This is a genomic window from Ruegeria sp. BC8, assembly GCF_056535705.1.
In genome coordinates this window covers 115,704-139,691 of sequence record NZ_JBQFIV010000002.1, presented here as the reverse complement: position 1 = coordinate 139,691, position 23,988 = coordinate 115,704, and the positions used below count along the sequence as shown (strand labels likewise).

The 23,988-nt window shown below is 63.7% G+C and carries 22 protein-coding genes; 16 read left to right on the top strand and 6 right to left on the bottom strand.

Annotated elements, in window-relative coordinates; translation table 11 throughout:
* Positions 1-2: 2 nt before the first annotated feature.
* Genes ACR3EK_RS17895 through ACR3EK_RS17875 form a run of 5 tightly spaced genes read right to left on the bottom strand, consistent with a single transcriptional unit; the run spans position 3 to position 5,126 of the window.
* Positions 3-551, bottom strand: coding sequence for a cytochrome c oxidase subunit 3 (locus ACR3EK_RS17895; RefSeq protein ID WP_480634126.1), 549 nt, complete (start codon positions 549-551; stop codon positions 3-5).
* Positions 548-2,470: a nitric oxide reductase activation protein NorD gene (locus ACR3EK_RS17890; RefSeq protein WP_480634125.1), complete on the bottom strand. Its 1,923-nt coding sequence runs from the start codon at positions 2,468-2,470 to the stop codon at positions 548-550. Before ACR3EK_RS17890 ends, ACR3EK_RS17895 begins: the two co-directional genes overlap by 4 nt.
* An 8-nt stretch (positions 2,471-2,478) precedes the next feature.
* Entirely contained in the window at positions 2,479-3,288 is an 810-nt protein-coding gene (locus ACR3EK_RS17885; RefSeq protein WP_480634124.1) for an AAA family ATPase, read from the bottom strand.
* 5 nt (positions 3,289-3,293) lie between these two features.
* Positions 3,294-4,661, bottom strand: a complete 1,368-nt coding sequence (locus ACR3EK_RS17880) for a cbb3-type cytochrome c oxidase subunit I (protein WP_170341159.1) — start codon at positions 4,659-4,661, stop codon at positions 3,294-3,296.
* A 15-nt stretch (positions 4,662-4,676) separates the two neighbouring features.
* Positions 4,677-5,126, bottom strand: coding sequence for a c-type cytochrome (locus tag ACR3EK_RS17875; protein ID WP_005977183.1), 450 nt, complete (start codon positions 5,124-5,126; stop codon positions 4,677-4,679).
* Positions 5,127-5,370: 244 nt separating this feature from the next.
* Here ACR3EK_RS17875 and ACR3EK_RS17870 point away from each other — a divergent pair, with 244 nt between their 5' ends.
* Positions 5,371-6,477 (top strand): Hint domain-containing protein, encoded by a 1,107-nt coding sequence (locus ACR3EK_RS17870; protein ID WP_480634123.1) that lies wholly within the window; start codon positions 5,371-5,373, stop codon positions 6,475-6,477.
* Between the two features lie 5 nt (positions 6,478-6,482).
* Here ACR3EK_RS17870 and ACR3EK_RS17865 read toward each other — a convergent pair whose 3' ends face one another.
* On the bottom strand, positions 6,483-7,676 hold the full coding sequence (locus ACR3EK_RS17865) for an NnrS family protein (protein WP_480634122.1): 1,194 nt from the start codon (positions 7,674-7,676) through the stop codon (positions 6,483-6,485).
* Between the two features lie 233 nt (positions 7,677-7,909).
* On the opposite strand from ACR3EK_RS17865, the gene ACR3EK_RS17860 reads away from it, so the two are divergent.
* The 15 genes from ACR3EK_RS17860 (at position 7,910) to nosZ (ending at position 23,988) form a co-directional block, all read left to right on the top strand.
* Complete coding sequence (locus tag ACR3EK_RS17860; RefSeq protein WP_170359698.1) at positions 7,910-9,586, top strand: cytochrome D1 domain-containing protein; 1,677 nt, start codon at positions 7,910-7,912, stop codon at positions 9,584-9,586.
* Between the two features lie 145 nt (positions 9,587-9,731).
* Positions 9,732-11,519: a NapC/NirT family cytochrome c gene (locus ACR3EK_RS17855; protein WP_480634121.1), complete on the top strand. Its 1,788-nt coding sequence runs from the start codon at positions 9,732-9,734 to the stop codon at positions 11,517-11,519.
* A 54-nt stretch (positions 11,520-11,573) separates the two neighbouring features.
* Positions 11,574-11,981 (top strand): cupredoxin domain-containing protein, encoded by a 408-nt coding sequence (locus tag ACR3EK_RS17850; protein WP_480634120.1) that lies wholly within the window; start codon positions 11,574-11,576, stop codon positions 11,979-11,981.
* 213 nt (positions 11,982-12,194) lie between these two features.
* Positions 12,195-12,956, top strand: a complete 762-nt coding sequence (gene cobA / locus ACR3EK_RS17845; RefSeq protein ID WP_480634119.1) for a uroporphyrinogen-III C-methyltransferase — start codon at positions 12,195-12,197, stop codon at positions 12,954-12,956.
* Positions 12,949-13,299, top strand: coding sequence for a c-type cytochrome (locus tag ACR3EK_RS17840; RefSeq protein WP_480634118.1), 351 nt, complete (start codon positions 12,949-12,951; stop codon positions 13,297-13,299). Before cobA ends, ACR3EK_RS17840 begins: the two co-directional genes overlap by 8 nt.
* Positions 13,296-14,444, top strand: a complete 1,149-nt coding sequence (locus tag ACR3EK_RS17835) for a cytochrome D1 domain-containing protein (protein ID WP_480634117.1) — start codon at positions 13,296-13,298, stop codon at positions 14,442-14,444. The genes ACR3EK_RS17840 and ACR3EK_RS17835 overlap by 4 nt, the downstream gene beginning before the upstream one ends.
* 3 nt (positions 14,445-14,447) lie before the next feature.
* Positions 14,448-15,437 (top strand): siroheme decarboxylase subunit beta, encoded by a 990-nt coding sequence (gene ahbB / locus ACR3EK_RS17830; RefSeq protein ID WP_480634116.1) that lies wholly within the window; start codon positions 14,448-14,450, stop codon positions 15,435-15,437.
* Positions 15,434-15,886 carry an Lrp/AsnC family transcriptional regulator gene (locus ACR3EK_RS17825; protein ID WP_480634115.1) on the top strand — a complete coding sequence of 151 codons (453 nt, stop codon included), beginning with the start codon at positions 15,434-15,436 and terminating at the stop codon, positions 15,884-15,886. The genes ahbB (ACR3EK_RS17830) and ACR3EK_RS17825 overlap by 4 nt, the downstream gene beginning before the upstream one ends.
* The gene (gene ahbB / locus ACR3EK_RS17820; protein ID WP_480634114.1) at positions 15,883-16,365 is read left to right on the top strand and encodes a siroheme decarboxylase subunit beta; all 483 of its coding nucleotides are present in this window, start codon (positions 15,883-15,885) and stop codon (positions 16,363-16,365) included. The genes ACR3EK_RS17825 and ahbB (ACR3EK_RS17820) overlap by 4 nt, the downstream gene beginning before the upstream one ends.
* A gap of 5 nt (positions 16,366-16,370) precedes the next feature.
* Positions 16,371-17,585: a heme d1 biosynthesis radical SAM protein NirJ gene (nirJ, locus tag ACR3EK_RS17815; RefSeq protein WP_170529792.1), complete on the top strand. Its 1,215-nt coding sequence runs from the start codon at positions 16,371-16,373 to the stop codon at positions 17,583-17,585.
* Positions 17,560-19,113: a cytochrome D1 domain-containing protein gene (locus ACR3EK_RS17810; protein WP_480634113.1), complete on the top strand. Its 1,554-nt coding sequence runs from the start codon at positions 17,560-17,562 to the stop codon at positions 19,111-19,113. The genes nirJ and ACR3EK_RS17810 overlap by 26 nt, the downstream gene beginning before the upstream one ends.
* Entirely contained in the window at positions 19,070-19,333 is a 264-nt protein-coding gene (locus ACR3EK_RS17805) for a hypothetical protein (protein WP_480634112.1), read from the top strand. The genes ACR3EK_RS17810 and ACR3EK_RS17805 overlap by 44 nt, the downstream gene beginning before the upstream one ends.
* A 97-nt stretch (positions 19,334-19,430) precedes the next feature.
* A complete protein-coding gene (locus ACR3EK_RS17800; protein WP_480634111.1) occupies positions 19,431-19,895 on the top strand; it encodes a DUF2946 family protein in 465 nt (154 codons plus the stop codon).
* On the top strand, positions 19,892-22,066 hold the full coding sequence (locus ACR3EK_RS17795) for a 4Fe-4S binding protein (protein ID WP_480634262.1): 2,175 nt from the start codon (positions 19,892-19,894) through the stop codon (positions 22,064-22,066). Before ACR3EK_RS17800 ends, ACR3EK_RS17795 begins: the two co-directional genes overlap by 4 nt.
* A 14-nt stretch (positions 22,067-22,080) precedes the next feature.
* Positions 22,081-23,988: a TAT-dependent nitrous-oxide reductase gene (gene nosZ, locus ACR3EK_RS17790; RefSeq protein ID WP_480634110.1), complete on the top strand. Its 1,908-nt coding sequence runs from the start codon at positions 22,081-22,083 to the stop codon at positions 23,986-23,988.

Genomic DNA, 23,988 nt, shown 5'->3' with positions numbered 1-23,988 from the left:
CGTCACCCCAACAGGTAGATCACCGGAAACAGCAGGATCCAGACCAGATCGACCATGTGCCAGAACTGACCGCCGGCCTCGATATTGCGGGGATCGTCGCGCCAGGCGACCAGCAGCAGAATGGCGACCCCGGCCAGCACATGCGCGGCATGGAACCCGGTGAGAAGGTAGTAGAACAGGAAAAACGGGTGGGTCTCGTAGCTGATGCCCTGCGCGGCCTTGCCGGCATATTCCGCGCCCTTGATGATCAGGAAAATCACGCCCAGCAGGGCTGCGCCGATCAGGGCCAGCCGCGCGGCGCCGCGGCGCGCCGCCTGTCGCCAGCACAGCGCCTGCGCCGCCAAAAAACCCGAGGTGACCAGAACCCCCGTATTGAGCGCGGCCCCGGTGCGGTAGAGATGCGATTGCGCCTCGGCAAAGCCTGCCGGGTCGGTCAGGCGGACGCCCATGAAGGCGATGAGACCGGCCCCGAACACCAAAAGTTCCGAAACGATCAGAACCCACATCAGCAATTCGCCGGGCAGCTCGTCGATCAGGGATGTATCGCTCATGCGCCGACCAGTTGGCGATAGATCTGCGGCAGGGCCATGGTCAGGCGGTTGGGGTCGGGGATCACCGCGAACCCGCCCTGCCCGAACATGCGCGGGAACCAGCTTTTGCCGGTCTTGTCGATGGTCACGCCAAACACCGACTGCCCCGCCCGGCGCGCCTCGCGCACGGCCATGCAGGTGTCTTCGATGCCGTGGCGGCCCTCGTAGTGGTCCAGATCATTGGGCTTGCCGTCCGTGATCACAAGCAGCAGCCGACGTTTGCGGGCCTGCGCCGACAGATCGGCCGAGGCATGCCGGATCGCCGCCCCCAGCCGCGTGTAATGGCCCGGCCGCAGCGACGCGATGCGCTGCTCCACGGTGGCGGTCATGGGCTCACTGAACTTTTTGCAGCGCTGCACATAGACCCGCTGGCGTTTCAGCGAACTGAAGGCGTGGATGGCAAAATCGTCGCCGCAGGCGTTCAGACCCCAGGCCAGCGCCGCCAGTGCCTCGCGTTCGATATCGATCACCGCACGCCCCGCGACCGCGCTTTCGGTCGATCGGCTGACATCCAGCAGGATCGACACCGCCAGGTCGCGCGCCTCGGGACGGGATTGCATCCAGATGCGCTCGTTGCTTTCGCCATTGCCGCGGCGGTCCACGGCGCTACGCACGGCGGCCTCGATATCCAGCTGGTCGCCGTCCAGATGGCCGCGGGTCATCACCCGGCCGGGACGCAGCGCCTCGAACTGGCGTTTGACGGCGCGGATGCGGCGGGCGGTGGCCGGGTCCTTGCCGAAATCGGCGGCATCCTCGCGAATCTCGGCATCCGAAGTCAGAACGTTGACGTGATCGGGCAGATACTGCCCCGTCCGCACATCCCATTCCGGGTACAGCACACGCCCCGAAAGGCGCTCGCGGTTCACGTCTTCGGGCGCGAGATCGAGATGCAGCTTCAGCCGCGTCGGCGGCGCCTTCGATATCTGGCCCAGCCCGATTTCGTCCTGATCGTCGGCGGCCTTTTTCGCGTTGTCCGGATCGTCATCGTCGATCCGGCGGTTGAGGTTCAGGAATTCGGCCCAGCTGAGGATCGCCTCGAACTTGTGCAGGATCAGACTGTCCTGCCGCTCGGCCTGGTCGGATTTGCGGCGGCGGGCGCGGTGGGTCTTTTCCCCCGATTCCTCGGGTGGGCCGTCGGTGTCGCGGCTTTCGACCTCCGTGTGTTCGGAAAAGGCGACCGCGCGCAGTTCGGGCCACAGGGGCACCGGGCGGAACGGCTGGTACCCGCGCGGGGCGGCCACGTCGTCGCCCAGGGCGTCATAGGCCTGGGCGCGGGCGGACAGGGGCGCCGGATCACCCAGCATCCGGCGGATCAGGTCTTCGACGGCGGCCTCGGCCGGGGGCAGGCCGGGCAGATTGCGCTGATACAGCACGCCCTTGCATAGTTCGGTGTAAAGCGGGCACAGGCCCGGCGCGTCCTCGAGCGTTGCGGCGACCATCGCGCGGGCCGCCTGCAGGGCGCGCAGATCGGCGCGCAAAGGATCGTCCTCGTCGATGCGGGTTCCGGCATGGGCGGCCACCGCCGCCAGCCAGACATACAGCGCGCCATTGGCCTCGCGTGCGGGAAACACCGCCAGCCGGTCGGGCAGGCGCAGGACCTCGCCGTCGAAACTGGCGCGTGGGATCAGTTCGACCTCGGTGGCCAGCTTGCGCCGCCAGCCCAGCCGGTGGCGCGAGAGCTCGGGCGAAACCGGGCGCAGTTCGACGCCCGGACTGCCGCCCAACCCCCGGAAAAGAACGGCCAGCCGCCCCGCGACCTGCGACAGGTCGACCGCGGCTCCTTCGTGCACCTCTGGTGCATCAAGGCGGCTGGCAAGGCTGTGCCACAGTTTCCCGATGGTTTCTTCGGGTTCCCATGGCTCAAAGTCGATCCTGACCATCGCCGGCCTCACCCAAAGACGGCGGTGACAAGATCGAGGAGCCCGCGTTTGATATCCTCGTCATCAGTCAGAGGTTCGATCATGGCGGCAAGGATGGCGCGGTCGGTGGACATGCCCTGCGCGATCAGAGTCGCGGCATAGACGACCAGGCGGGTGGATACGCCTTCCTCGAGGTCCTGACCCTTGAGCCCGCGCAGCTTGCCCGCCAGCCGCACCAGCGGCTTGCAGCGGTCCAGCGGCAGTCCGCTTTCCTGCGCGACCACCTCGGCCTCCATCTGAGGCGCGGGGAAGTCGAATTCCAGCGAGATGAACCGTTGCCGGGTCGAGGGTTTGAGGGTTTTCAGAATGTTCTGATAGCCGGGGTTGTAGGAGGCCACCAGCATGAAGCCGGGCGCGGCCTCAAGCTCTTCCCCGGTGCGGTCGATCGGCAGGATCCGACGATCGTCGGTCAGCGGGTGCAGCACCACGGTCACGTCCTTGCGCGCCTCGACCACCTCGTCCAGGTAACAGATCGCGCCCTCGCGCACCGCGCGGGTCAGGGGGCCGTCGACCCAAACGGTCTCGCCGCCTTTCAGCAGGTAGCGCCCGATCAGGTCGGCCGCGGCCAGGTCGTCGTGGCAGGCCACGGTATAGAGCGGCCGACCCAGACTGGCGGCCATATGGGACACGAAGCGGGTCTTGCCGCAACCTGTCGGCCCTTTCAGCAGGACCGGCAGCTTGTTGGTATAGGCGGCGGCGAACACGTCGCATTCGTCGCCCTGGGGCAGGTAGAAGGGGGCGTCTGCCGCCCCCGTTCCCAGTTTCATGGAGCCGTCCATATCCATCACTCCGCCGGGGTTTCCACGACGCCGGGTTCGATGACCTCTTTGCGCGGAACCCAGATCGAGTAGATGAACAGCAGCGCACCGATGACCACGACCAGACCGGAGCCGAAGCGCATCCAGTAGAAGATCGCGACCTGATCCTGCACATCCATGTAGTAGTCACCCACCACGCGCTGCATGTGCGTCTGGACGGTGCCGGCAAAGGTCAGCACGAAGGTCATGAAGACCATGCCGCCGGTCATCAGCCAGAACGAGGCCATGTTCAGCACCTGATTGTACGGATCACGGTTCTTCAGGATCGGCATCGCATAGGTGAAGATCGCCAGGTTGAGGCAGACATAGGCGCCGTAGAAGGCCAGGTGCCCGTGCGCCGCCGTGATCTGCGTACCGTGGGTATAGTAGTTCACCCCGTGCAGCGTGTGCAGGAAGCCCCAGACGCCTGCGCCGAAGAAGGCCAGCGTGGCACAGCCCAGCGACCACAGCAGCGCGGCCTTGTTGGGGTGGTCCCGACGGCCCTTCCAGACCATGACGAACGCAAAGGCCATCATCGCAAAGAACGGGATCACCTCGAGGCTTGAGAAGATCGACCCGATCCACTGCCAGTAACCCGGCGTACCGATCCAGTAGTAGTGGTGGCCGGTGCCCAAAATGCCCGAGAACAACGCGGCGGCGACGATGACATACAGCCATTTCTCGACCACCTCGCGGTCAACTCCGGTCAGCTTGAGCATCAGGTAGGCCAGGATCGAGGCCATGATCAGCTCCCACACGCCTTCGACCCACAGGTGAACGACGTACCACCAGTACTGCTTGTCGAGGCTCAGGTTGCCCGGGTTGTAGAAGGCGAAAAGGAACAGCAGCGCCAGACCCCAGAGGCCCAGCAGCAGGATGTTGGTGATGGCGGTCTTCTTGCCCTTCAGAACGGTCAACGACACGTTGTAGAGGAAGATCAGCGCCGCCACGACGATGCCGGCCTTGACCCATTTGGGTTGTTCAAGGAACTCGCGCCCCTCTTTGCCCAGCAGCCAGTTGCCTTCGAACAGGTTGAAGACATAGGTCAGCACCACACCCAGCGTACCCAAGATCAGGATCGCCAGCTGGATATAGGCCAGCTTGGTCGAGTGGATCTCGCGCTCGGCCTCTTCGGGGATCAGGAAATAGGCCGCGCCAAAAAAGCCGGTGATCAACCACACGATCAGCGCGTTGGTGTGCAGCATCCGCACGATATTGAACGGCAGAAGCTCGCTCAGAAAGTTGGGGGATACATAGATCCAGCCGGCCAGCAGACCGCCGATCACCTGGATCGCGAACAGGCCCATTGCGAATGCGAAATAGGCATAGGCCACTTTTTGGGATTCGTATTTCATTGCTCCGTTCCCTTCTCAGCCCGCGTCGTTCGGGGGCCAGTCCTGAGCGTCGATATTGTCCGTCCAGATCAGGAAGTTGGCCAGATCACGGATCTCTTCGTCGCTGAGGTTGAACCTTGGCATCTGCCGGCGACCGGGAATGCCGGTGGGTTGCGCCTCCATCCAGCCCTTGAGGGATTCAAAGGCCGATTCCGGGTCGTCCAGAACGCCCCAGCGGGTCATCACGTTGGCGACCTCCGGGGCGAAATAGGCACCCTCACCCATGATCGAGTGACAGTTGATGCAGGCGTGTTTTTCCCAGACGTGTTTGCCCCGGATCACGCTCTCATCCAGCTTCGCCGAGTTCGGCGAATTGACGATGTACAGGTGTGAGTGGGCCGACAGGGCCAGAAAGATTAAAATGAAGAACAGTGACCCGCCATAGAATATGTTGCGGGCCATGCTCTTGGTCATGACTTCTCGCATTGCGCTCTCCTTTGCGCCGCTTTGCTGGTGGGGGGACAATGGCGGGATGGGCGGTTTGCCGCCTTAACGAAAGTCAAGACTCTGTCCTGGCACTCGGCCAATAGGCTACATTCCCTTAAAATAAGCGTGAAATGCCCCGAAATCGCCTTGAACCGCTGTTATCAGGGTGCGAAGTCAGATGGAGTTTCCGGGTCCGTGATGTGCTGTTCCGGTGTCTTTGATTGAGCGAGTGAACGAGTAAGAGATGGCGAACTATTCCTATATCGGCTACGCGCCAGGGGTGATTTCACTTAGTTTTACCGGGTTTAACTCCGGTACCATCACTCTGAGTTCAGGCTATGATCCGAACACCGATCGCCGGGTATTTGACGTAACCGACGCGGCCGGTGGAACGCTCGTGAACGGAGATCCGGACAACGGAACTGATTTCAACGGCGACCGTTTCAACAACGAAGTCGGCGATGACCTGACACAGACAGGCGTCGTCACCAGCCTTGACGGATCAACCACCTTTGATTCCGGCGCTATCTATCTGGAAGAATCCTATGCCCTGACCAAACCGGGCGGCGGTACGATCGATGTTTTCCGGGTCGAGGTTGAAGGAAATCTTGTCGGATACATCACGTCCGAACCTTTGGTACCCGGTACCGCCTATTCCTTCATTCGTTCGAATGTGACCCCTTCAAACGCTCCGGACACCACCGATCCCACAGCCATTGTCGACGTGCCCTGTTTTACCGCCGGTACGCTGATCGAAACACCCACCGGCGCCAAGGCGATAGAAGATCTGGCCGAAGGCGACCTGGTTCTGACGCTCGATCACGGCCCGCAACCGATTCGCTGGATCGGCTCGCGCATCCTGACGTCGATCGATTTGCAGGCCAACCCACGCCTGCGTCCGATCTGCGTGTCAGCCGGAGCGCTGGGGGCCGGCCTGCCGCGGCGTGACCTGCGGGTCTCTCCGCAGCACCGGATGCTGGTTCGCTCGGCGATTGCCGTGCGCATGTTCGACGCCCAAGAGGTGCTGATCCCAGCCCACAAGCTGGTCGGCGTTCCCGGCGTTCATGCCGATGAAACCGTCAGCAGCGTGACGTACTACCACATTCTGTTCGACCGCCATGAAATCGTGACCGCCGAAGGGGCTCCGTCGGAAAGCCTGTACACCGGGCCCGAAGCACTCAAAAGCATTGGCCGCGATGCCCGAGACGAGATCTTCGAGATTTTCCCCGAGCTTGACGACCCGGATCATGTCCCGATCGCCGCTCGGCCCATTCCCGAAACCGGCAAGCGTGCGCGGCACATGATCCATCGGCATGTCAAAAACGCGCGACCTTTGATCGACCGGACCTGAGCCGCTCAGGACGGTACCGCACGCGGACCCACCAAGGCCGGCCACATCGCCACCACATACAGCGCCATCGCGCTGATCCACAGCCCGTCGGCAACCAGCATGGCAGTCAAGAATTGCGCGTCCAACCCGGACCCAATCCAGCGCAGAATCGCAGCCAGAGCCATAGCTCCGTAGGCGACGACCACCGGCGCGGGGGCGACCAGCGCCCGTCCGCTATGGCCAAGCGCCGCGCGGCTCATGACCGCCAGCGTCATGCCACCGACGCAGCCGATGCCCAACACATGCAGCGCACCAAGTTCACTGCCGAGGCCCAACAAGCCCATTCCCCACAGAACCAGTCCAAGGCCCAGCATCCCCAAGGCCAGATGCAGCGCAAACAGAATCGGCTGCCGGACAGCCCAAGCCCCCCGCCAACCTGACAGGCGCAAGCCCTGTATCGCTCCGAGGACCAGCGCCAAAATCGCGACCGCGTGCCCGGCCCCGAAGATCAGCATCACAGCGGGCAGCAGCAGGGCCAGCACCATGTTGGTTTTTTCCATCCAATCACGACTGACAGGCCACTCAGCTTCGGGCACGCCTGCGCGCTTCATTGCGTTGCGCGTAAAGGCCGGAGTGATCCGACCTCCCAAAATGGCGATCATGGAACACAAGGCCAGCAGTCCTGTGCGGAGGCCGACATCCAAGGTTCCGGCCGTCACACCGATCCAGTCCAGATGGGTCAACAGATTTGAAACCCAAATGTAGGCCAACAACAGAAGAAAGATCATGTTCTGCGGCTTGGGACGCCGGATCAGCTGGGTGGCGATCTTGGCCGCAAGAACCGGCACGAAGGCGAGGTCGAGCACCGCGACAATCACCGGGTCGATCATACCTGAAAACCACAGTGCCACGCGCCCGGCCAGCCACAGCGCCGCTGCAACGGCAATAAACAAACGCTGCGCCTCGGGGGCACCGGTCCAGTTGGGAACGGCGGTCAGAAAGAACCCGCCCAGTGCGGCACTGGCATAGCCGAAAATCATCTCGTGCGCGTGCCACATCGGCGGGCTCATGGCAGAGGGCGCTTCGGTCCACATTTCAATCCCGGCCAACGTTGCCAGCCACCCCCCCCAGGCCAGACCGGCAAACACGCCGTAAAGACCTGCAAACAGAAAAAAGACCCGGAACCCCTCACCCATAACGCGCGTGATTGCCGATGGCATGCCTGCTCTCCTTGGCCAAGCTGTTCGATGGCCAAGCACTAGCAACCGGCGGACCCGCGCCCCTTAACCAAAATCAAGCGTCGGCGAAAACATGACCCCAAAAAGCACTTATTTTCATGGCTTTTTTCCGCGTCATTTCCGTCTGAACACCCCCTCCGTTGACTTTCGTCAAGGAGAAGACGCCCGTCCCGGCGCAGTGTCCGGCCTGCCTCACCAGCAAACGGAGAGTGATCATGTCACTTGGAATCAGCCATTACACCACCGGCCGCGCCTTCAGGGTCGGTCTGGCCATGTTGTTGGGCAGCGTCGCTGCTCCGACATTCGCCGAAGAGCCAACCCTGAGCGACGAAGCCTTCGAGGCTTCGAAACAGCTCTACTTCGAACAATGTGCCGGCTGCCACGGCGTGCTGCGCAAGGGCGCCACCGGCAAGAACCTCGAGCCACACTGGAAGAAAACCGCAGCCGACGGCACCGTGACCGAAGGCGGCACCTTGCAACTGGGCCAGGAGCGCCTTGAAAAGATCATCGCGTGGGGCACCGAAGGCGGTATGAACAACTTCTCGGACATCATGACCGAGGAGCAGATCCGCGACATGGCGACCTACATCATGATGGACCCGCCCAAGCCGCCGGAAATGTCGCTGGAACAGATGAAGGCGACCCGCAAGGTCTATGTCGAAGAGGCAGACTATCCGACCGAGCCTCTGCATGGTCGCAATTGGGAGAACTTCTTCGTCGTGATCGAACGTGACGTGGGCAAGGTGGCCGTAATCGACGGCGACACCAAAGAGGTGCTGACCCACATCCCCACCGGCTATGCCGTGCACGTTCTGAAAGCGTCCGAACACCACAGCCTGACCGAACCGGAACATCCCGGCCGTTTCTGGTACACCATGGGTCGCGACGGCAAGATGACCAAAATCGACCTCTGGCAGACGCCGGACAAGATGTTGGTCTCTGAGGTCAAGATCGCCTATGACGCCCGCGACGTCGCAGTTTCCGGCGATGGCAAATACGTCATCGGTGGTGGTTACTGGCCGCCGCACTTCGCGATCGTTGACGCCAAAACCATGGAACCGCTCAAGGTCGTTTCGACCCGCGGCGTGAACGTGGACGGCGACTATGTCGAAGAAAGCCGCGTGGCCGCGATCTACACGACACCGAACGAACCGACCTGGATCGTCGCCGTGAAAGAGTTGGGCCAGTTGTGGCAGGTCGATTACACGGACCTCGACAACCTGCGCATCGACAAGATCGACAGCGCCAAGTTCCTGCATGACGGGTTCTTTGACCCGACGGGCCGCTATTTCCAGATCGCCGCGAACGCGTCGAACAAAATGGTGGTCGTCGATACCGAGACCCACAAGCTGGAGGCGATGATCGACACCGCTGCCCTGCCGCACCCCGGACCGGGCGCAAACTGGGTCGATCCGAACTGTGGACCGGTTGCCGGCACGACCCACCTGGGTGTGGGTACCGTGACCGTTTGGGGCAACGACCCCGAAGGCCACCCGGATCAGGCTTGGAAGGTCTGCTACGAAGTAGAGACGGACGGCCCCGGCCTGTTTGTCCGCACCCACCCGAACTCGGACTACATCTGGGCTGACCAGACCAAACACCCCGAGCCGGAAATCCAGCAGTCGGTGCAGGTCATCTCGAAAGAGACCGGCGAGATCGTGAAAACGATCCAGATCACCGAGGACGAAGGCAGTGCCGCCGTTCACTTTGAATTCAATGCCGACGGCACCGAGGTCTGGGTCTCCAAGTGGAACCTGTCGGACTCCAAGGAACCCAACGGTCAGATCGTGATCTTCGACGCCAAGACGCTGGAAGAGATCGGCCGCATCGACGGGCTCTATGCGCCGACCGGCAAGTTCAACGTCTACAACCGCTCGAACCACGTCACCTGACGGGTTGGCAGCAAGCACAGGAAAGGGCGGGCCCCTCGCCCGCCCTTTCCACGTTTGTCCGCGGCGCCCTGCCCGGCATCCCAACCGCCATTCCAACCGGCCTGAAATCCAAGGCCAGACATGACAGCCAAAACGGAGCCTGGACATGACCCAGTCCGAACCGGAAAAGAAAAAACCGATCTGGCGCCGGTATTTCCTGTGGGGAATGCCCGTGGCCGGCATCGCCGCGGCCTTTGTCGCCGGCATCATCTTCTGGGGCGGGTTCAACACCGCCATGGAAGCCACCAACACCGAGAAATTCTGTGTCTCGTGCCATGAGATGCGCGACTATATCTACACCGAGTACAAGGGCACGATCCATGACGTGAACCGCTCGGGCGTGGGCGCGGTCTGTTCGGACTGCCACGTGCCCAAGGACTGGACACACAAGATCATCCGCAAGATCAAAGCCTCGAGAGAGCTGTACGGCAAGATGGTCGGCTCGATCAGCACGCCCGAGAAATTCGAGGCCAAGCGCATCCATCTGGCAATGAACGAGTGGCAGCGGATGAAAAAGACCGACTCGCGCGAATGCCGCAACTGCCACGATTTCGAGTCGATGATGCCCGAGTTCCAAAAGCCACGCGCGCGGCAGCAGCACCTGAACGCGATGGAGGTCGGCCAGACCTGCATCGACTGCCACAAGGGTATCGCACACTCGAACATCCGTGACCGCGCACCCGAAGATTTTCTGGAAGAGCTCGAAGCCCCGAACCCGGCCTTCGCCCGTCCGATCCCGCCGGAATACCTGGCCAGCCTGGAACGGATCGAAGCCAAGGAGGCCGCCGAGGCCGAAGCCGAGAAAGCCGCCCGCAAAGCCCAGCAGGAGGCGGTGCAGGCGCAGATCGCTGCAGCGGTCGACACCGCCTTGGCCGAGGAACGCGCCAAGGCCGATGGCACAGCAACCGACGCCGCGGCCTCGGGCGGCAGCGACGTTGGTGGCAACATCGACTGGAACGCCGTGGCCAGCACCGACCTGAAGCTGTTCTATCCGGGACAGGCTTCTTTCGAATGGGTGCAGAACGGCAAGACCCATGGCGGCGCCCGTCCGCTGACCAAGGGTGGCGACCAGTGCTCGACCTGCCACGCCAAGGAGCTGGACGCGATCGGCAACAAGATCGTCGCTGGCGGTGATCTCGAACCGACCCCCATCCCCGGCAAGCGCGGGGTGATCGACGCTACGATTCAGGCCGCGCATGACGACGAAAACCTGTATATCCGGCTGCAATGGGCGGATGCGGGCCACAATCCCGCGCCCTTCGTCGACGGCGGTAAGATGGACCCGGACAACCCGATCAAGGTCGCCATGATGATCACCGGCACCGGGATCGAGCTGGGCGAACAGGTGGGGTGCTGGGCCTCGTGCCACGCCGACAACACCTATATGCCCTTTGCGCCCGATGCCGAAACCATCGCCGCCAACCCGGACGTGGCCGCACGCCTGACGGCCAAGGACACCGTCACCAAGTACATCAGCGAAAGCCGCACCGAGGTCGAAGTCAAAGGCCGGCGCGGCAAGCCGCTAGGCGGCTGGGACAAGCTGCAGGCCGAAGAGCAGATCGCGCAATACCTGCAGGACGGCACATTCCTTGACCTGATGCGCGTCTATGCCGACGGCAGCGCCACCAATGGCTATCTGCTGGAACAGCGCGCGGTCAACGATGGCGAGATCTCGGCCTCGGCCAGCCTGTCGGGCGGCATGTGGACGGTGGTGTTCTCGCGGCCGCTGAACTCGGGCGCACCGGGCGACGTGCCGCTGGAGCCGGGCAAGACCTACACGGTGGGCTTTGCCATCCACGATGACCACTCGGCCGCACGGTTCCACCACGTCACGCTGAACACCAGCCTCGCGCTGGATGACGACAGCGCCGACATCAACGTGGTCAAACAGTAACGAAAAGGGGCCGGCGATACGGCCCCTTTTCCACGGCCGAGGAGACACGCGACCATGACGACCAAGCCCCTTCTGACCGCAGTCCTGACCCTGGCGATGGTTCTGCCAGCCCTAGCCGATGAAGCCGACCAGATCTGCGCCGAGGCCGAGGAAAGCTATGTCGAACTCTTCGGCGATCCTTCCGACGCCGTGCTGGATGCCGAGGTGGTGCTGATGTACAAGTACCACTTCTGCCCGGCCCAGATCACGGTCAAGCCCGGCACCACGGTGCGCTGGGTCAACGTGGACAAGCGCACCAGCCATTCGGTGCTTTTGAAGGACGGCAGCCGGCCCGAATCCGACCGCATCTTCCCCGAGGAATCGGTCGAGATGACGTTCCTTGAACCCGGCCCGCAGAACTATCTGTGCGGCCCGCATTGGGAAACGCAGAACATGGTCGGCATGGTCACCGTCGAGCCCTGAACGCAGGCAGACATACAGGCAAACTAAAGGAGCGCGGGCGCAAATCCCGCGCTCCTTAACTTATGTCAAGGAGGCCTCTTTGCGAATGCGCCAGTCTGCGGCCATGACACGCCCGGCCATCCCAGCAACGTCCCGATCCGCCGCTCTGTCCGCGCTCGGAACCTACCGGAACACCCGGGTCCCGATGACATTCAGACCAAGCGAGATTGCACCATGAGCGGTAAGGTTTTTCTGATCGGCGCCGGACCCGGAGACCCCGAATTGATGACCCTGCGCGCCTTGCGTATGCTGCGCGAGGCGGATGTGGTGGTCTACGACCGTCTGGTCTCGGAGGAGATCCTGGCCATGCACGCCCCCGGTGCGCGGCTGATCCCCGTGGGCAAGGCGCCCAAATGCCATACCGTGCCGCAGGACCGGATCAACCAGATCCTGCTGGAACAGGCCCTCGCGGGCCACAGGGTTGCCCGCCTCAAGGGGGGCGATCCGATGATCTTTGGCCGCGGCTCGGAAGAGGCGGCGTTTCTGATGGACCATGGCATTGCCGTGGAATACGCGCCCGGGATAACCGCGGCGCAGGGGGCGAGCTGTTCGACCGGCGTGCCGCTGACCCATCGCGGGTTGGCCACATCGGTGCAATATGTCACCGGCCATCGTCAGGCCGACAAGGTGTTGGACCTCGACTGGAAGCGCCTGGCGGACCCTGACACCACCTTGGTCATCTACATGGGCGTCGCAAATATCGGCCAGATCGCCATGGGCCTGATGACCGAGAACCTGCCGGGATCGACCCCCGTCCTGGCCGTCGGCAAGGCGACCACCCCGGACGAGCGCCGCCTTGTCTCGCGTCTGGACCGTGTCGCCGCCGACGTGCGCGCGGCCGGTCTGGCCGCCCCCACCCTGTTCATCATCGGCAAGGTCGTGTCGCTCTATGCCGAACGGCCGGTTGCCGAGCTGCTGGAGCACGCTCATGGCTAGAACTCTGCCCATTGACCCAGCCCGCCGGGACTGGCCCGGGCGCGCGGTGCTGACCGCCGCCGTGCTGGTGGCCACTTCGGCCTTTGCCGCCGACACGCTGGACCCCAACGCGCTGCAGCGTCTGTTGCATCAGGATTGCGGGTCCTGCCACGGCCTGACTCTGAAAGGCGGGTTGGGCCCCGATCTGCGCGCGGGAAACCTGCAGCACTATGACCCCGAAATCCTGACCGGCGTAATCCTGGACGGCATCCCCGACACGGCCATGCCGCCGTGGCGGCCCCTCATCAGCGAGGAAGAGGCCGAATGGATCGCCCGTTATCTGCTGAAACCGGAGGCGCAATGAAACAGTTTGTCCTTAGCCTCGCGGCCTCGTTGCTGGTGACCGCAGCCCATGCCGAACCCACCGCCACCGGAGACCTGGGGCTGGTGATCGAACGGGCCACCGGCTCGGTCCTGCTGGTCGATCAGTCCGACCGCGCCGCGCTGGCCCGGATCGAAGGACTGGGCGATCTGTCCCATGCCTCGCTGGTCTATTCGGCCGACGAACGCTTCGCCTATGTGTTCGGGCGCGATGGTGGGCTGACCAAGGTCGATATCGTGACCCGTCAGATCGCCAAGCGGGTCGTGCAGGCCGGAAACGCCATCGGCGGGGCGATCTCTGACGACGGAACGTTGGTGGCGGTGTCGAACTATGAACCCGGCGGGGTGCGCGTCTTTGACGCCGACACGCTGGATCTGGTGGCCGACATCCCCACCGGCAGCAAGACCATCGGCCTGGTCGATGCGCCCGGCCGCCGTTTCGTGTTCACCATGTGGGATACGGGCGAAACCTGGATCGCCGATTTCGCGCGCGGCACCGACCCACAGATCACCAAGATCACCGACATGGGCAAAAACCCCTATGACGCGCTGATCACCGCCAATGGCCGCACCTACATCACCGGCCTGTTCGGGCAGGACGGGCTGACCGCGCTGGACCTGTGGGCAGACACCCCCGAACCGATCCGGGTACTGCCCGGATATGGGCGCGGCCAACAAGAGATGCCCGTCTACAAGATGCCCCATCTGGAAGGCTGGGCGCATACGGGCGCCGAATTCGTCTTGCCGGCCGTCGGCCATCACCAGGTGCTCTGGGTCGATGCCGACACACTAACGGAAACCGGGCGCACCCAGACGTATGGCCAGCCCGTCTTTGCCATGGCGCGGCCCGACGGCCGGAAGGTCTGGGTGAACTTCGCCCACCCGCTGAACGACACAATCCAGGTGATCGACACGGTCAGCAAACAGGTCATCCACGAGTTCAAACCCGGCCCGGCGGTGCTGCACATGGAGTTCACCCCGCGTGGGCACGAGGTCTGGATCAGCGTGCGCGATGCCAACAAGATCATGGTCTATGACACCCACAGCTTTGAAAAGCTGCGGGAAATCCCGGCCGACAGCCCCTCGGGCATCTTCTTCACCGCGCGTGCGCACAGAACGGGGCTGTAAGCGATGTGCCATATCACCGACCCGATCGACCGAAGGCTGCTGGATGACTGGCAGCGCGATTTTCCCGTCACCGACCGGCCGTTCCAAGTGCTGGCCGCGGCGCTGGGGCTGGATGAGGCCGAAGTGATCGACCGCCTGGACCGCATGCGCGCCGCCGGGCGCATCACCCGCGTCGGCGCGACGGTCGCGCCCGGCGTGGCCTCGGCCAGCACGCTGGCCGCCGTCGCCGCGCCCGAGGACAAGGTGGAACAGATCGCCGCCCTGATCGACGCCGAGCCGGGCGTGAACCACAATTACCAGCGCGAGGATGACTGGAACCTGTGGTTCGTAGCCACTGGCCCCGACCGAGCGCATGTGGACGCCACCCTGGCCCGGATCAGCGACCGCACCGGGCTGCGCGTGCTGGACCTGCGTCTGGTCCGCCCGTTCAACGTCGATCTGGGTTTTCGCATGTCCGATTGTTCGCGCCGGGTGCCACGGCCGCGTGCGGTCGACCGGAGCGTTCTGCGGCAAGGCGACCGCGACATCCTGCAGGCGCTCAGCGCGGGGCTGCCGCTGATGGCCGATCCCTATGCGGCGCTGGCCCAATCCCTGAACCGGGCCCCCGAAGACGTGATGGACCGTATCCGGGGGTTGCACAAAGCAGGCGTCATCTCACGCCTTGGGGTCATCGTGCGGCATCGGGCGTTGGGGTGGTCGGCCAACGCCATGGTCGTGTGGGACCTGCCCGCCGACCGGATCGACCACGCGGGCCCCGCACTGGCCGCGCATCCCGGCGTGACCCTGTGCTATGAACGCCAGCCGGTCGAGGGCGTATGGCCCTATCGGCTCTACTCCATGATCCACGCCCGGTCGCGCTCCGAGGCGCGGGGTATCCTGGCCGGCGCCGCCGCCTTGCCCGAACTGGCGGGCGCTGCGCACAAGGTTCTGTTCTCGACCCGCTGCTTCAAGCAGACCGGCGCATTGATCAAACCGAAAGAGGCCGCCGCATGACCCCGCTGGACGACACCGACCGCCGCCTGCTGAACCGATTGCAGGAAGACCTGCCGCTCACCCCCCGCCCCTATGCCGACGTAGCGGCTGAACTGGGGATCACCGAGCAGGACCTGCTGGATCGGCTGGCGCGGATGAAGGCCGATCGGGTCATCACCCGGTTCGGCCCGTTCTTCGACGCCGCCGCCATGGGAGGGGATTTCTGCCTGTGCGCCATGGCGGTGCCCGAGGCCGAGTTTGAAACCGTCCTGACCAAAGTCAATGCGCACCCTGAGGTGGCGCATAATTATGAACGCACGCACCGGCTGAACATGTGGTTCGTTCTGGCGACCGAAACGCCCGAGGCGATCACCGCCACGGCCGACGCGATCGAACGCGAGACGGGACTCACGGTTCACCGGTTCCCGAAACTGCAGGAATTTTTCATCGGCTTCCGGGTGGCAGCATGATCGACGCAACCGACAGGCGGATCATCGAGGCGCTGCAGGGCGGGCTGCCCCTGGTGCCCGCGCCCTATGCGCAGGTCGCCGACGATCTGGGGATCGAGGAAGCCGCCCTGCTGGATCGGCTGGCCGCGCTGAAGGCGCGCGGAGTGATCCGGCGGATCGCCGCGGCCCCCAACCACTACAAGCTGGGCATGACATCGAACGGCATGACGGTCTGGGACGTGCAGGACGACCTGATCGGCGAACTCGGCGCGCAAATCGGAGCGCTACCCTTTGTCACCCATTGCTACGAACGGCCCCGCGCTCTGCCCGACTGGCCCTACAACCTGTTCGCCATGGTTCACGGCAGCTCGCCCGATGAGGTCGAACAGAAACGCGGCCGGATCGCCGCAATCCTTGGACCGGCCTGCCGGGGCAGCGACATCCTCTATTCCACGCGCATCCTGAAGAAAACCGGGCTGCGCCTGAAAGCGAAAGGCTGAGACCAATGTTCCGCCTGACCGAATACATGCAGCAGCTTGTCAACCCGACGCCGGTGCGCAAACGCCGCCCCGGACCGGTGAAGCCGGTGGTGATCTGGAACCTGACCCGGCGCTGCAACCTGAAATGCCGCCATTGCTACACCGTGTCTGCGGATGTGGCCTTCCCGGGCGAGCTCAGCCACGAGCAAGCCATGGTCACCCTTGAGGATCTGGGCCAGTTTCGCGTCCCGGCCCTGATCCTCTCGGGCGGGGAGCCATTGGACCGGTTCGATTTCTTCGACATCGCCCGACGCGCGCGTCAGCTGGTGCCGATGCTGGCCCTGTCGACCAACGGCACGCGGATCCACGACGAAACGGCCGACATGATCGCCGATGTGGGCTTCAACTATGTCGGCATCTCGCTCGACGGTATCGGGGCCACGAATGACTGGTTCCGCGGGGTCGAGGGCGCCTTTGATGACGCCCTGCGCGGCGTGCGCGAATGCAAGAAACGCGGCATCAAGGTGGGCCTGCGGTTCTGCCTGACCGAAGGCACCCAGCACCACCTGCCCGACCTGCTGAAACTGTGCGACGACGAGGGGGTGGACAAGTTCTATCTCTCGCATCTGGTCTATGCCGGGCGCGGCGACAAGAACCGGGGCGAGGACGCGGAACATCAGCGCACCCGGCAGGGGCTCGACCTGTTGCTGAACCGCGCATGGGAGGCCGCCTCGGGCGGACGCCCGCTGGACATCGTGACCGGCAACAACGACGCGGATGCTGGGTATTTCCTGAACTGGGCCGCCGCCCGGTTCGACGCCGATACCGTCGCGCATGTGCGCGAACATCTGGCCCATTGGGGCGGCAATTCCAGCGGTCTGGGCGTGGCCAATATCGACAACCTTGGCCGCGTCCATCCCGATACCTACTGGTCGGACTACACGGTCGGCAACGTCAAGCTCACTCCGTTTTCCGAGTTGTGGACCGGGGATGACCCGATGCTGGCCCTGCTGCGCACGCGGCCGCGCCCGTTGAAAGGACGGTGCGGCGCCTGCCGGTTGCAGGATGTCTGCGGCGGCAATACCCGCATCCGGGCCTTGCAACTGACCGGCGACCCGTGGGCCGAAGACCCGGCCTGCTACCTGACCAATGATGAAATCGGCGTGGACGGTGCCGGCGAGCGCCTGCAGGTCACGCCTTTCCGGGGGAAAAGCCATGATCCGGCGCATCAGTTCTTTTAAGGCACTCAAATTCGGTACTTTGTGCTCGGTGTTGTTGGCTGGAACGGCTTGGGCTGATGCTCAATCAGATTACGCCGAGCACTGCGCCAGCTGCCATGGCGAGGCGCGGCTGGGCGGCGTCGGTCCGGCACTGATCCCCGAAACGCTCAAACGCATGCGCGGCCCCCGCGTGGCCGCCGTCATCGCCGAGGGGCGCCCGGCCACCCAAATGCCCGCCTTCGCACACGAACTGGACGCGCTGCAGATCGAGGAACTGGCGGGCTGGCTGAAATCTCCGCTGGAGATCGACCCCCAATGGGATGCCGAACAGATCATGGCCAGCCGTACGCTGGATGCCGATTACGCACCGGTCGATGCGCCGGTTTGGGACAGCGACCCGATGAACATCACGCTGGTTGTGGAAACCGGCGATCACCATGTCAGCGTTCTGGACGGCGACACGTTCGAGGTGCTGGACCGGTTCGAAACCCCCTTTGCCGTGCATGGCGGCCCCAAGTTCAGCCCCGACGGGCGCTATGTGTTCATCATGTCGCGGGATGGCTGGGTCCAGAAATACGACATCTGGGCGCTGAAACAGGTGGGCCGCATCCGCGCCGGCCTGAACAGCCGCAACATCGCCATGTCGGGCGACGGCAAGTGGCTGGCCGTGGCGAACTATCTGCCCAACAGCCTGACCCTGCTGTCGACCGAGGATCTGTCGGTGGCCAAGGTGGTCGAGGTCAAGGGCAAGCAGGGCAAACCCAGCCGGGTCTCGGCCGTGTACCAGGCCCCGCCGCGCGAAAGCTTCGTGCTGGCGCTCAAGGACGTGCCCGAGATCTGGGAAGTGTTCTACGGCGACAACCCGCCGCAATTTGGGCTGGGCCATGATTTCCGGATCGAGGGGCAGTTCAAGAACCCCGACCCCTTCCCCGTCCGCAAGATCACCACGCCCGACTATCTGGACGATTTCTTTTTCGACCAAAGCTATGAATACGTCATGGGCGCGTCGCGCGATGGCAAGGGCGGTCAGGTTATCGACCTTGTGATCGGGCAGAAAGTGGCGGATCTGGACCTGCCCGGCATGCCGCATCTGGGCTCGGGCATCACCTGGCAGCGCGATGGCACCACGGTGATGGCCACGCCGCACCTGACCGAAGGCACCATCTCGGTCATCGACATGAGCACATGGGAAACGATCAAGCGGATCGAGACCGAAGGCCCGGGCTTCTTTATGCGCAGCCACGAGAACTCGCCCTATGTCTGGGCCGACGTGTTCTTCGGCCCCAACAAGGATGCGATGCATGTGATCGACAAGCAGAGCCTCGAGATCGTCAAAACCCTGCGGCCTGCGCCGGGCAAGACCGTGGCGCATGTGGAATTCACCCGCGACGGCGCCCATTCGCTGGTGTCGGTCTGGGAGGATGACGGCGCGGTGATCGTCTATGACGCGCAGACGCTCGAGGAAATCAAACGCCTGCCGATGCGCAAACCTTCGGGGAAATACAATGTCTGGAACAAGATCACCTTCTCGGAAGGCACCAGCCACTGACGGGCGCTGGCCGGTCTGGAAACTGGCCATTCTGTTGTATCCGGCGACGGCGCTGACCGTCTCCATCAACCTGTTTCTGGCCGGGTTGATCGCCCATGCGCTGGGTTTCGGCGCCGTGACACCGGTGGCCGCGCTGATCTGGTGTGTGCCCCTTGGGGTTCCGGCCAGCTGGCTGGCGGGGCGCTGGGTGCGGCGGCTGATGGATGAGGCCGAGGGCTGAGCAAGGCCGGAATTTCGCGGCGCCTAACCGAAGTCAAGTAGCCGGTATCCGCGATCCCTTACGACTCGGGCAACATCAAATCCGAGTCGGAGTCTCCATGCCCGCCGCCCGCCAAAACCACAGCCTCCCTGTCCGCGCGACACGCGTGGCAGCCGGGCTGGCGGGCATTTTTCTTTTGATGTTACAGGTGCTTGGGCCAGCGCTGGCGAGTCCCGGCCAGGGCACCTGGATGGAGATCTGCTCGGAGGCAGGAGCGGTCTGGGTCCAGGTGGACCTGGAAGACGACACCGGCGACCCGACCGCGCCCTGCCCGAAATGTGCCGATTGCGCCCTGTGCGCAATTGCGGCGGCGGCACCGGTCCCGGACCTGCCGCAGCTGCAGCAGCCCGAATTTGTACAGATCACACGGTGTAAATTTCCCGATCTGATCGAACCGTACGAGTCCCGACGGCTGTGGCCCGAAACCCGCGCGCCCCCGGCCGCGCCCGAAATCAGAACCGAACGCGCGCCGCGCGCGTCCATGGCGTCAACCCGAATTGAAGGAGGTGCGCCGTGGTCGTGACCCGCGCAGCCCATTTCCTTGTTGCCCTTGTCCTGTTCTGCCTGCTGGCGCTTGGCGCGCGGGCCGACAGCCTGGCCAGCTTCCTGCCCGAGATCGAACCCGCCGAACTGGCGCCCGGTGCCGATGCCATTGGTCCGGTGCGTGAAGACGTGCCGGTGGCCCCGGTGCTGAAGGGCGGTGAAACCGTCGCCTGGGCCTTTCTCACATCCGATTTCGTGGGCACCACCGGCTATTCCGGCAAGCCCATTCACGTCGTCGCCGCCATCGACGGTGATGCGGTGCTGACCGGCGTCAAGCTGGTCAAACATTCCGAACCCATCGTTCTGATCGGCATTCCCAACGCGCGCATGGTCGAGCTGACCGAAGGCTATGCCGGGCTGGACCTCAAGCGCGAGGTCGAGACCGGCGGCGAGGGGCATGATCTGGACATCATCTCGGGTGCGACGGTGACGGTGATGGTCATCGACGACAGCGTCGTGCGCGCCGGGATCAAGGTGGCCCGTGCCATGGGTCTGGGTGGGCTGTCCGAGGTTCAGGCGGACGGACCCAAGCGCGAAGTCGACATGGCCAAGGCCGACACCCATGACTGGGCCACGCTCTCGGGCGACGGCTCGATCCGGCGGCTGACGCTGGACGTGGGTCAGGTCAACGCCGCCTTCGAGGCCACCGGCGACCAGCGCGCGATCAAACGCCCCGAGAAGGGCAACCCCGAGGACACCTTCATCGACATGCATGTGGCGCTGGTCTCGGTGCCTTCGATCGGCAAGTCGCTGCTGGGCGAGGCCGAGTACCAGAACCTGGTCAATTGGCTGGACGAGGGCGAACACGCCATCCTGGTGCTGGGCCGTGGCAAGTACAGCTTCAAGGGCTCGGGCTATGTGCGCGGCGGGATCTTCGACCGGATCCAACTGATCCAGGGCGACAATTCGGTGCGGTTCTTCGACCGTCAGCATCGCCGCCTGGGCACGGTGGCCGCCGAGGACGCGCCCAGCTTTACCGAGCTGGACATCTTCAAGATCCCTGCCGATGCCGAGTTCGACCCGACCGAGCCATTCCGCCTGCAACTGCTGGTGCAGCGGGCCATCGGCGCGGTGGAAAAGACCTTCCTGACCTTCGATCTGGGCTACATTCTGCCCGAACAGTACCTGTTGCCGGTCGCGCCCGCGCCCAAGGTCGTGGACGATGCCACCGGCGAGGCCGCCGCCAAGTCAGCCCTGTGGCAGCGCATCTGGAAGGACCGCCAGATCGAGATCGCCGTGCTGGGAGCCATGCTGCTGGTGCTGACGATCACCTTCTTCTTCCAGTTCCACGCCACGATGAACGCGCGGGTCTTTTACTGGTTCCGCATCGGGTTCCTGACGATGACGCTGTTCTTCATCGGTTGGTACGCCAATGCGCAGCTGAGCGTGGTGAACATCATGGCGCTGGCCGGCAGCCTGCGCAGCGGTTTCACCTGGGATGCCTTCCTGCTGGACCCGCTGGTGTTCATCCAATGGTTCGCCGTGGCCGCCGCGCTGCTGTTCTGGGGGCGCGGGGCCTATTGCGGCTGGCTGTGCCCCTTCGGCGCATTGCAAGAGCTGACCAACAAGATCGCCCGCGCGCTGAAAGTGCCGCAATGGACCCTACCCTGGGGCCTGAACGAGCGCCTGTGGCCGATCAAGTACATGATCTTCCTGGCGCTGTTCGGCCTGAGCATGGTGTCGATCCCTCTGGCCGAGAAATACGCCGAGGTCGAGCCGTTCAAGACCGCGATCATCCTGAAATTCATGCGCGACTGGCCCTTCGTGGTCTTTGCCGTGGGTCTGCTGGTGATCGGCCTGTTCATCGAACGGTTTTATTGCCGCTATCTGTGCCCGCTGGGCGCGGCGCTGGCGATCCCCGCCCGTATCCGCATGTTCGACTGGCTGCGCCGCTACAAGGATTGCGGCAACCCCTGTCAGACCTGCGCCAACGAATGCCCCGTTCAGGCCATCCACCCCGCCGGTGAGATCAACCCGAACGAGTGCGTCACCTGCCTGCATTGTCAGGTGCTCTACCAGTCCGAGAGCAAATGTCCCGTCGTCATCCGCCAACTGAAACGGCGGGCCAAGACCGGGTCGGTCAAGATCAAGACCCCCCTCGGACAACCACCGGCGAACCATCCGAACGCCAAACCGCAAACCGTTTCCTAAAAGGAGGAACGACCATGTCGGACCACGACACCAAACTGAACATCACCCGCCGCGGGATGCTGGGGGCCACGGCCACCGGGGCCGTGCTGGCCGGAACCGGCCTTGGGTCCACGGTGATGACCGCCAAACAGGCCAGCGCCGCGGCCAAGGTCGAACTGGCGCCAGGCGAGTTGGACGAATATTACGGCTTCTGGTCTTCGGGCCAGACTGGCGAGCTGCGCATCATGGGCTTCCCGTCCATGCGCGAACTGATGCGGGTGCCGGTGTTCAACCGCTGCTCGGCCACCGGATGGGGCCAGACCAACGAGTCGCTGAAGATCATGACCGAAGGCCTTCTGCCGGAAACCAAGGAGTTCCTGGCCAAGCGCGGCATGAAAACCTATGATAACGGCGACCTGCACCACCCGCACATGTCGTTCACCGACGGCACCTATGACGGCCGTTATCTGTTCATGAACGACAAGGCCAACACACGCTTGGCCCGCGTGCGCTGCGACGTGATGAAATGCGACAAGATCATCGAGATCCCCAACGCCAAGGCGATCCACGGTCTCCGCCCGCAGAAATTCCCGCGCACCGGCTATGTCTTTGCCAATGGCGAGGACGAAACCCCGCTGATCAACGACGGCAGCGTGCTGGACGATCCGTCGCAATACGTCAACATCTTCACCGCCATCGACGGTGACACGATGGAGATCGCCTGGCAAGTGATGGTGTCGGGCAACCTCGACAACACCGATTGCGACTATCAGGGCAAATACGCCTTCTCGACCTCGTACAACTCGGAAATGGGCATGAACCTGGCCGAGATGACCGAGAGCGAGATGGACCACGTCGTTGTCTTCAACCTCAAGGAAATCGAGGCCGGCATCGCCGCGGGCGACTATCAGGAGATCAAGGGCGTCAAGGTTCTGGACGGACGCAAGGGGTCGAACAAGAAGTACACCCGCTACATCCCGATCCCGAACTCGCCGCACGGCATCAACACCGCTCCGGACGGCAAGCACGTCTGCATCAACGGCAAGCTGTCGCCGACCGTGTCGATCATGGACGTGACCAAGCTGGACGCGCTGTTCGAAAGCGACGCCGATCCGCGCTCGTGCATCGTGGGCGAGCCGCAGCTGGGCCTTGGCCCGCTTCACACCGCCTATGACGGTCAGGGCAATGCCTTCACCACGCTGTTCCTGGACAGCCAGATCGTCAAATGGAACATCGACAAGGCCATCCGCGCCTATAATGGCGAGGACGTGGACCCGATCATCTCGAAGGTCGACGTGCACTACCAGCCGGGCCACAACTCGACCTCGATGGGTGAGACCAAAGACGCGGACGGCAAGTGGCTGATCTCGATGAACAAGTTCTCGAAAGACCGGTTCCTGAACACCGGCCCGCTCAAGCCCGAGAACGAGCAGGTGATCGACATCTCGACCGACGAGATGAAGGTGGTGCATGACGGCCCGACCTTTGCCGAGCCGCATGACTCGATCATCGTGCGCCGCGACATCGTCAACCCGGTCAACGTCTGGGACCGCAACGACCCGACCTGGGAAGATGCGCGCAAACAGGCCGAGGCCGATGGCGTCGATCTGGAGGAAGGCGCCGAAGAGCCCATCCGCGACGGCAACAAGGTGCGGGTCTACATGGTCTCGCAGGCCCCGACCTTCAGCCTCGAGAAGTTCACCGTCAAACAGGGCGACGAGGTCACGATCTACGTCACCAACCTGGATGACGTGGACGATGTGACCCACGGCTTCTGCCTGGGCAACTACGGCATCGCCTTCGAGGTCGCGCCGCAGGCCACCGCCTCGATCACCTTCACCGCCGACCGTCCGGGCGTGCACTGGTTCTATTGCCAGTGGTTCTGCCACGCGCTGCACATGGAAATGCGCGGCCGGATGCTGGTCGAACCGCAGGGAGCCTGA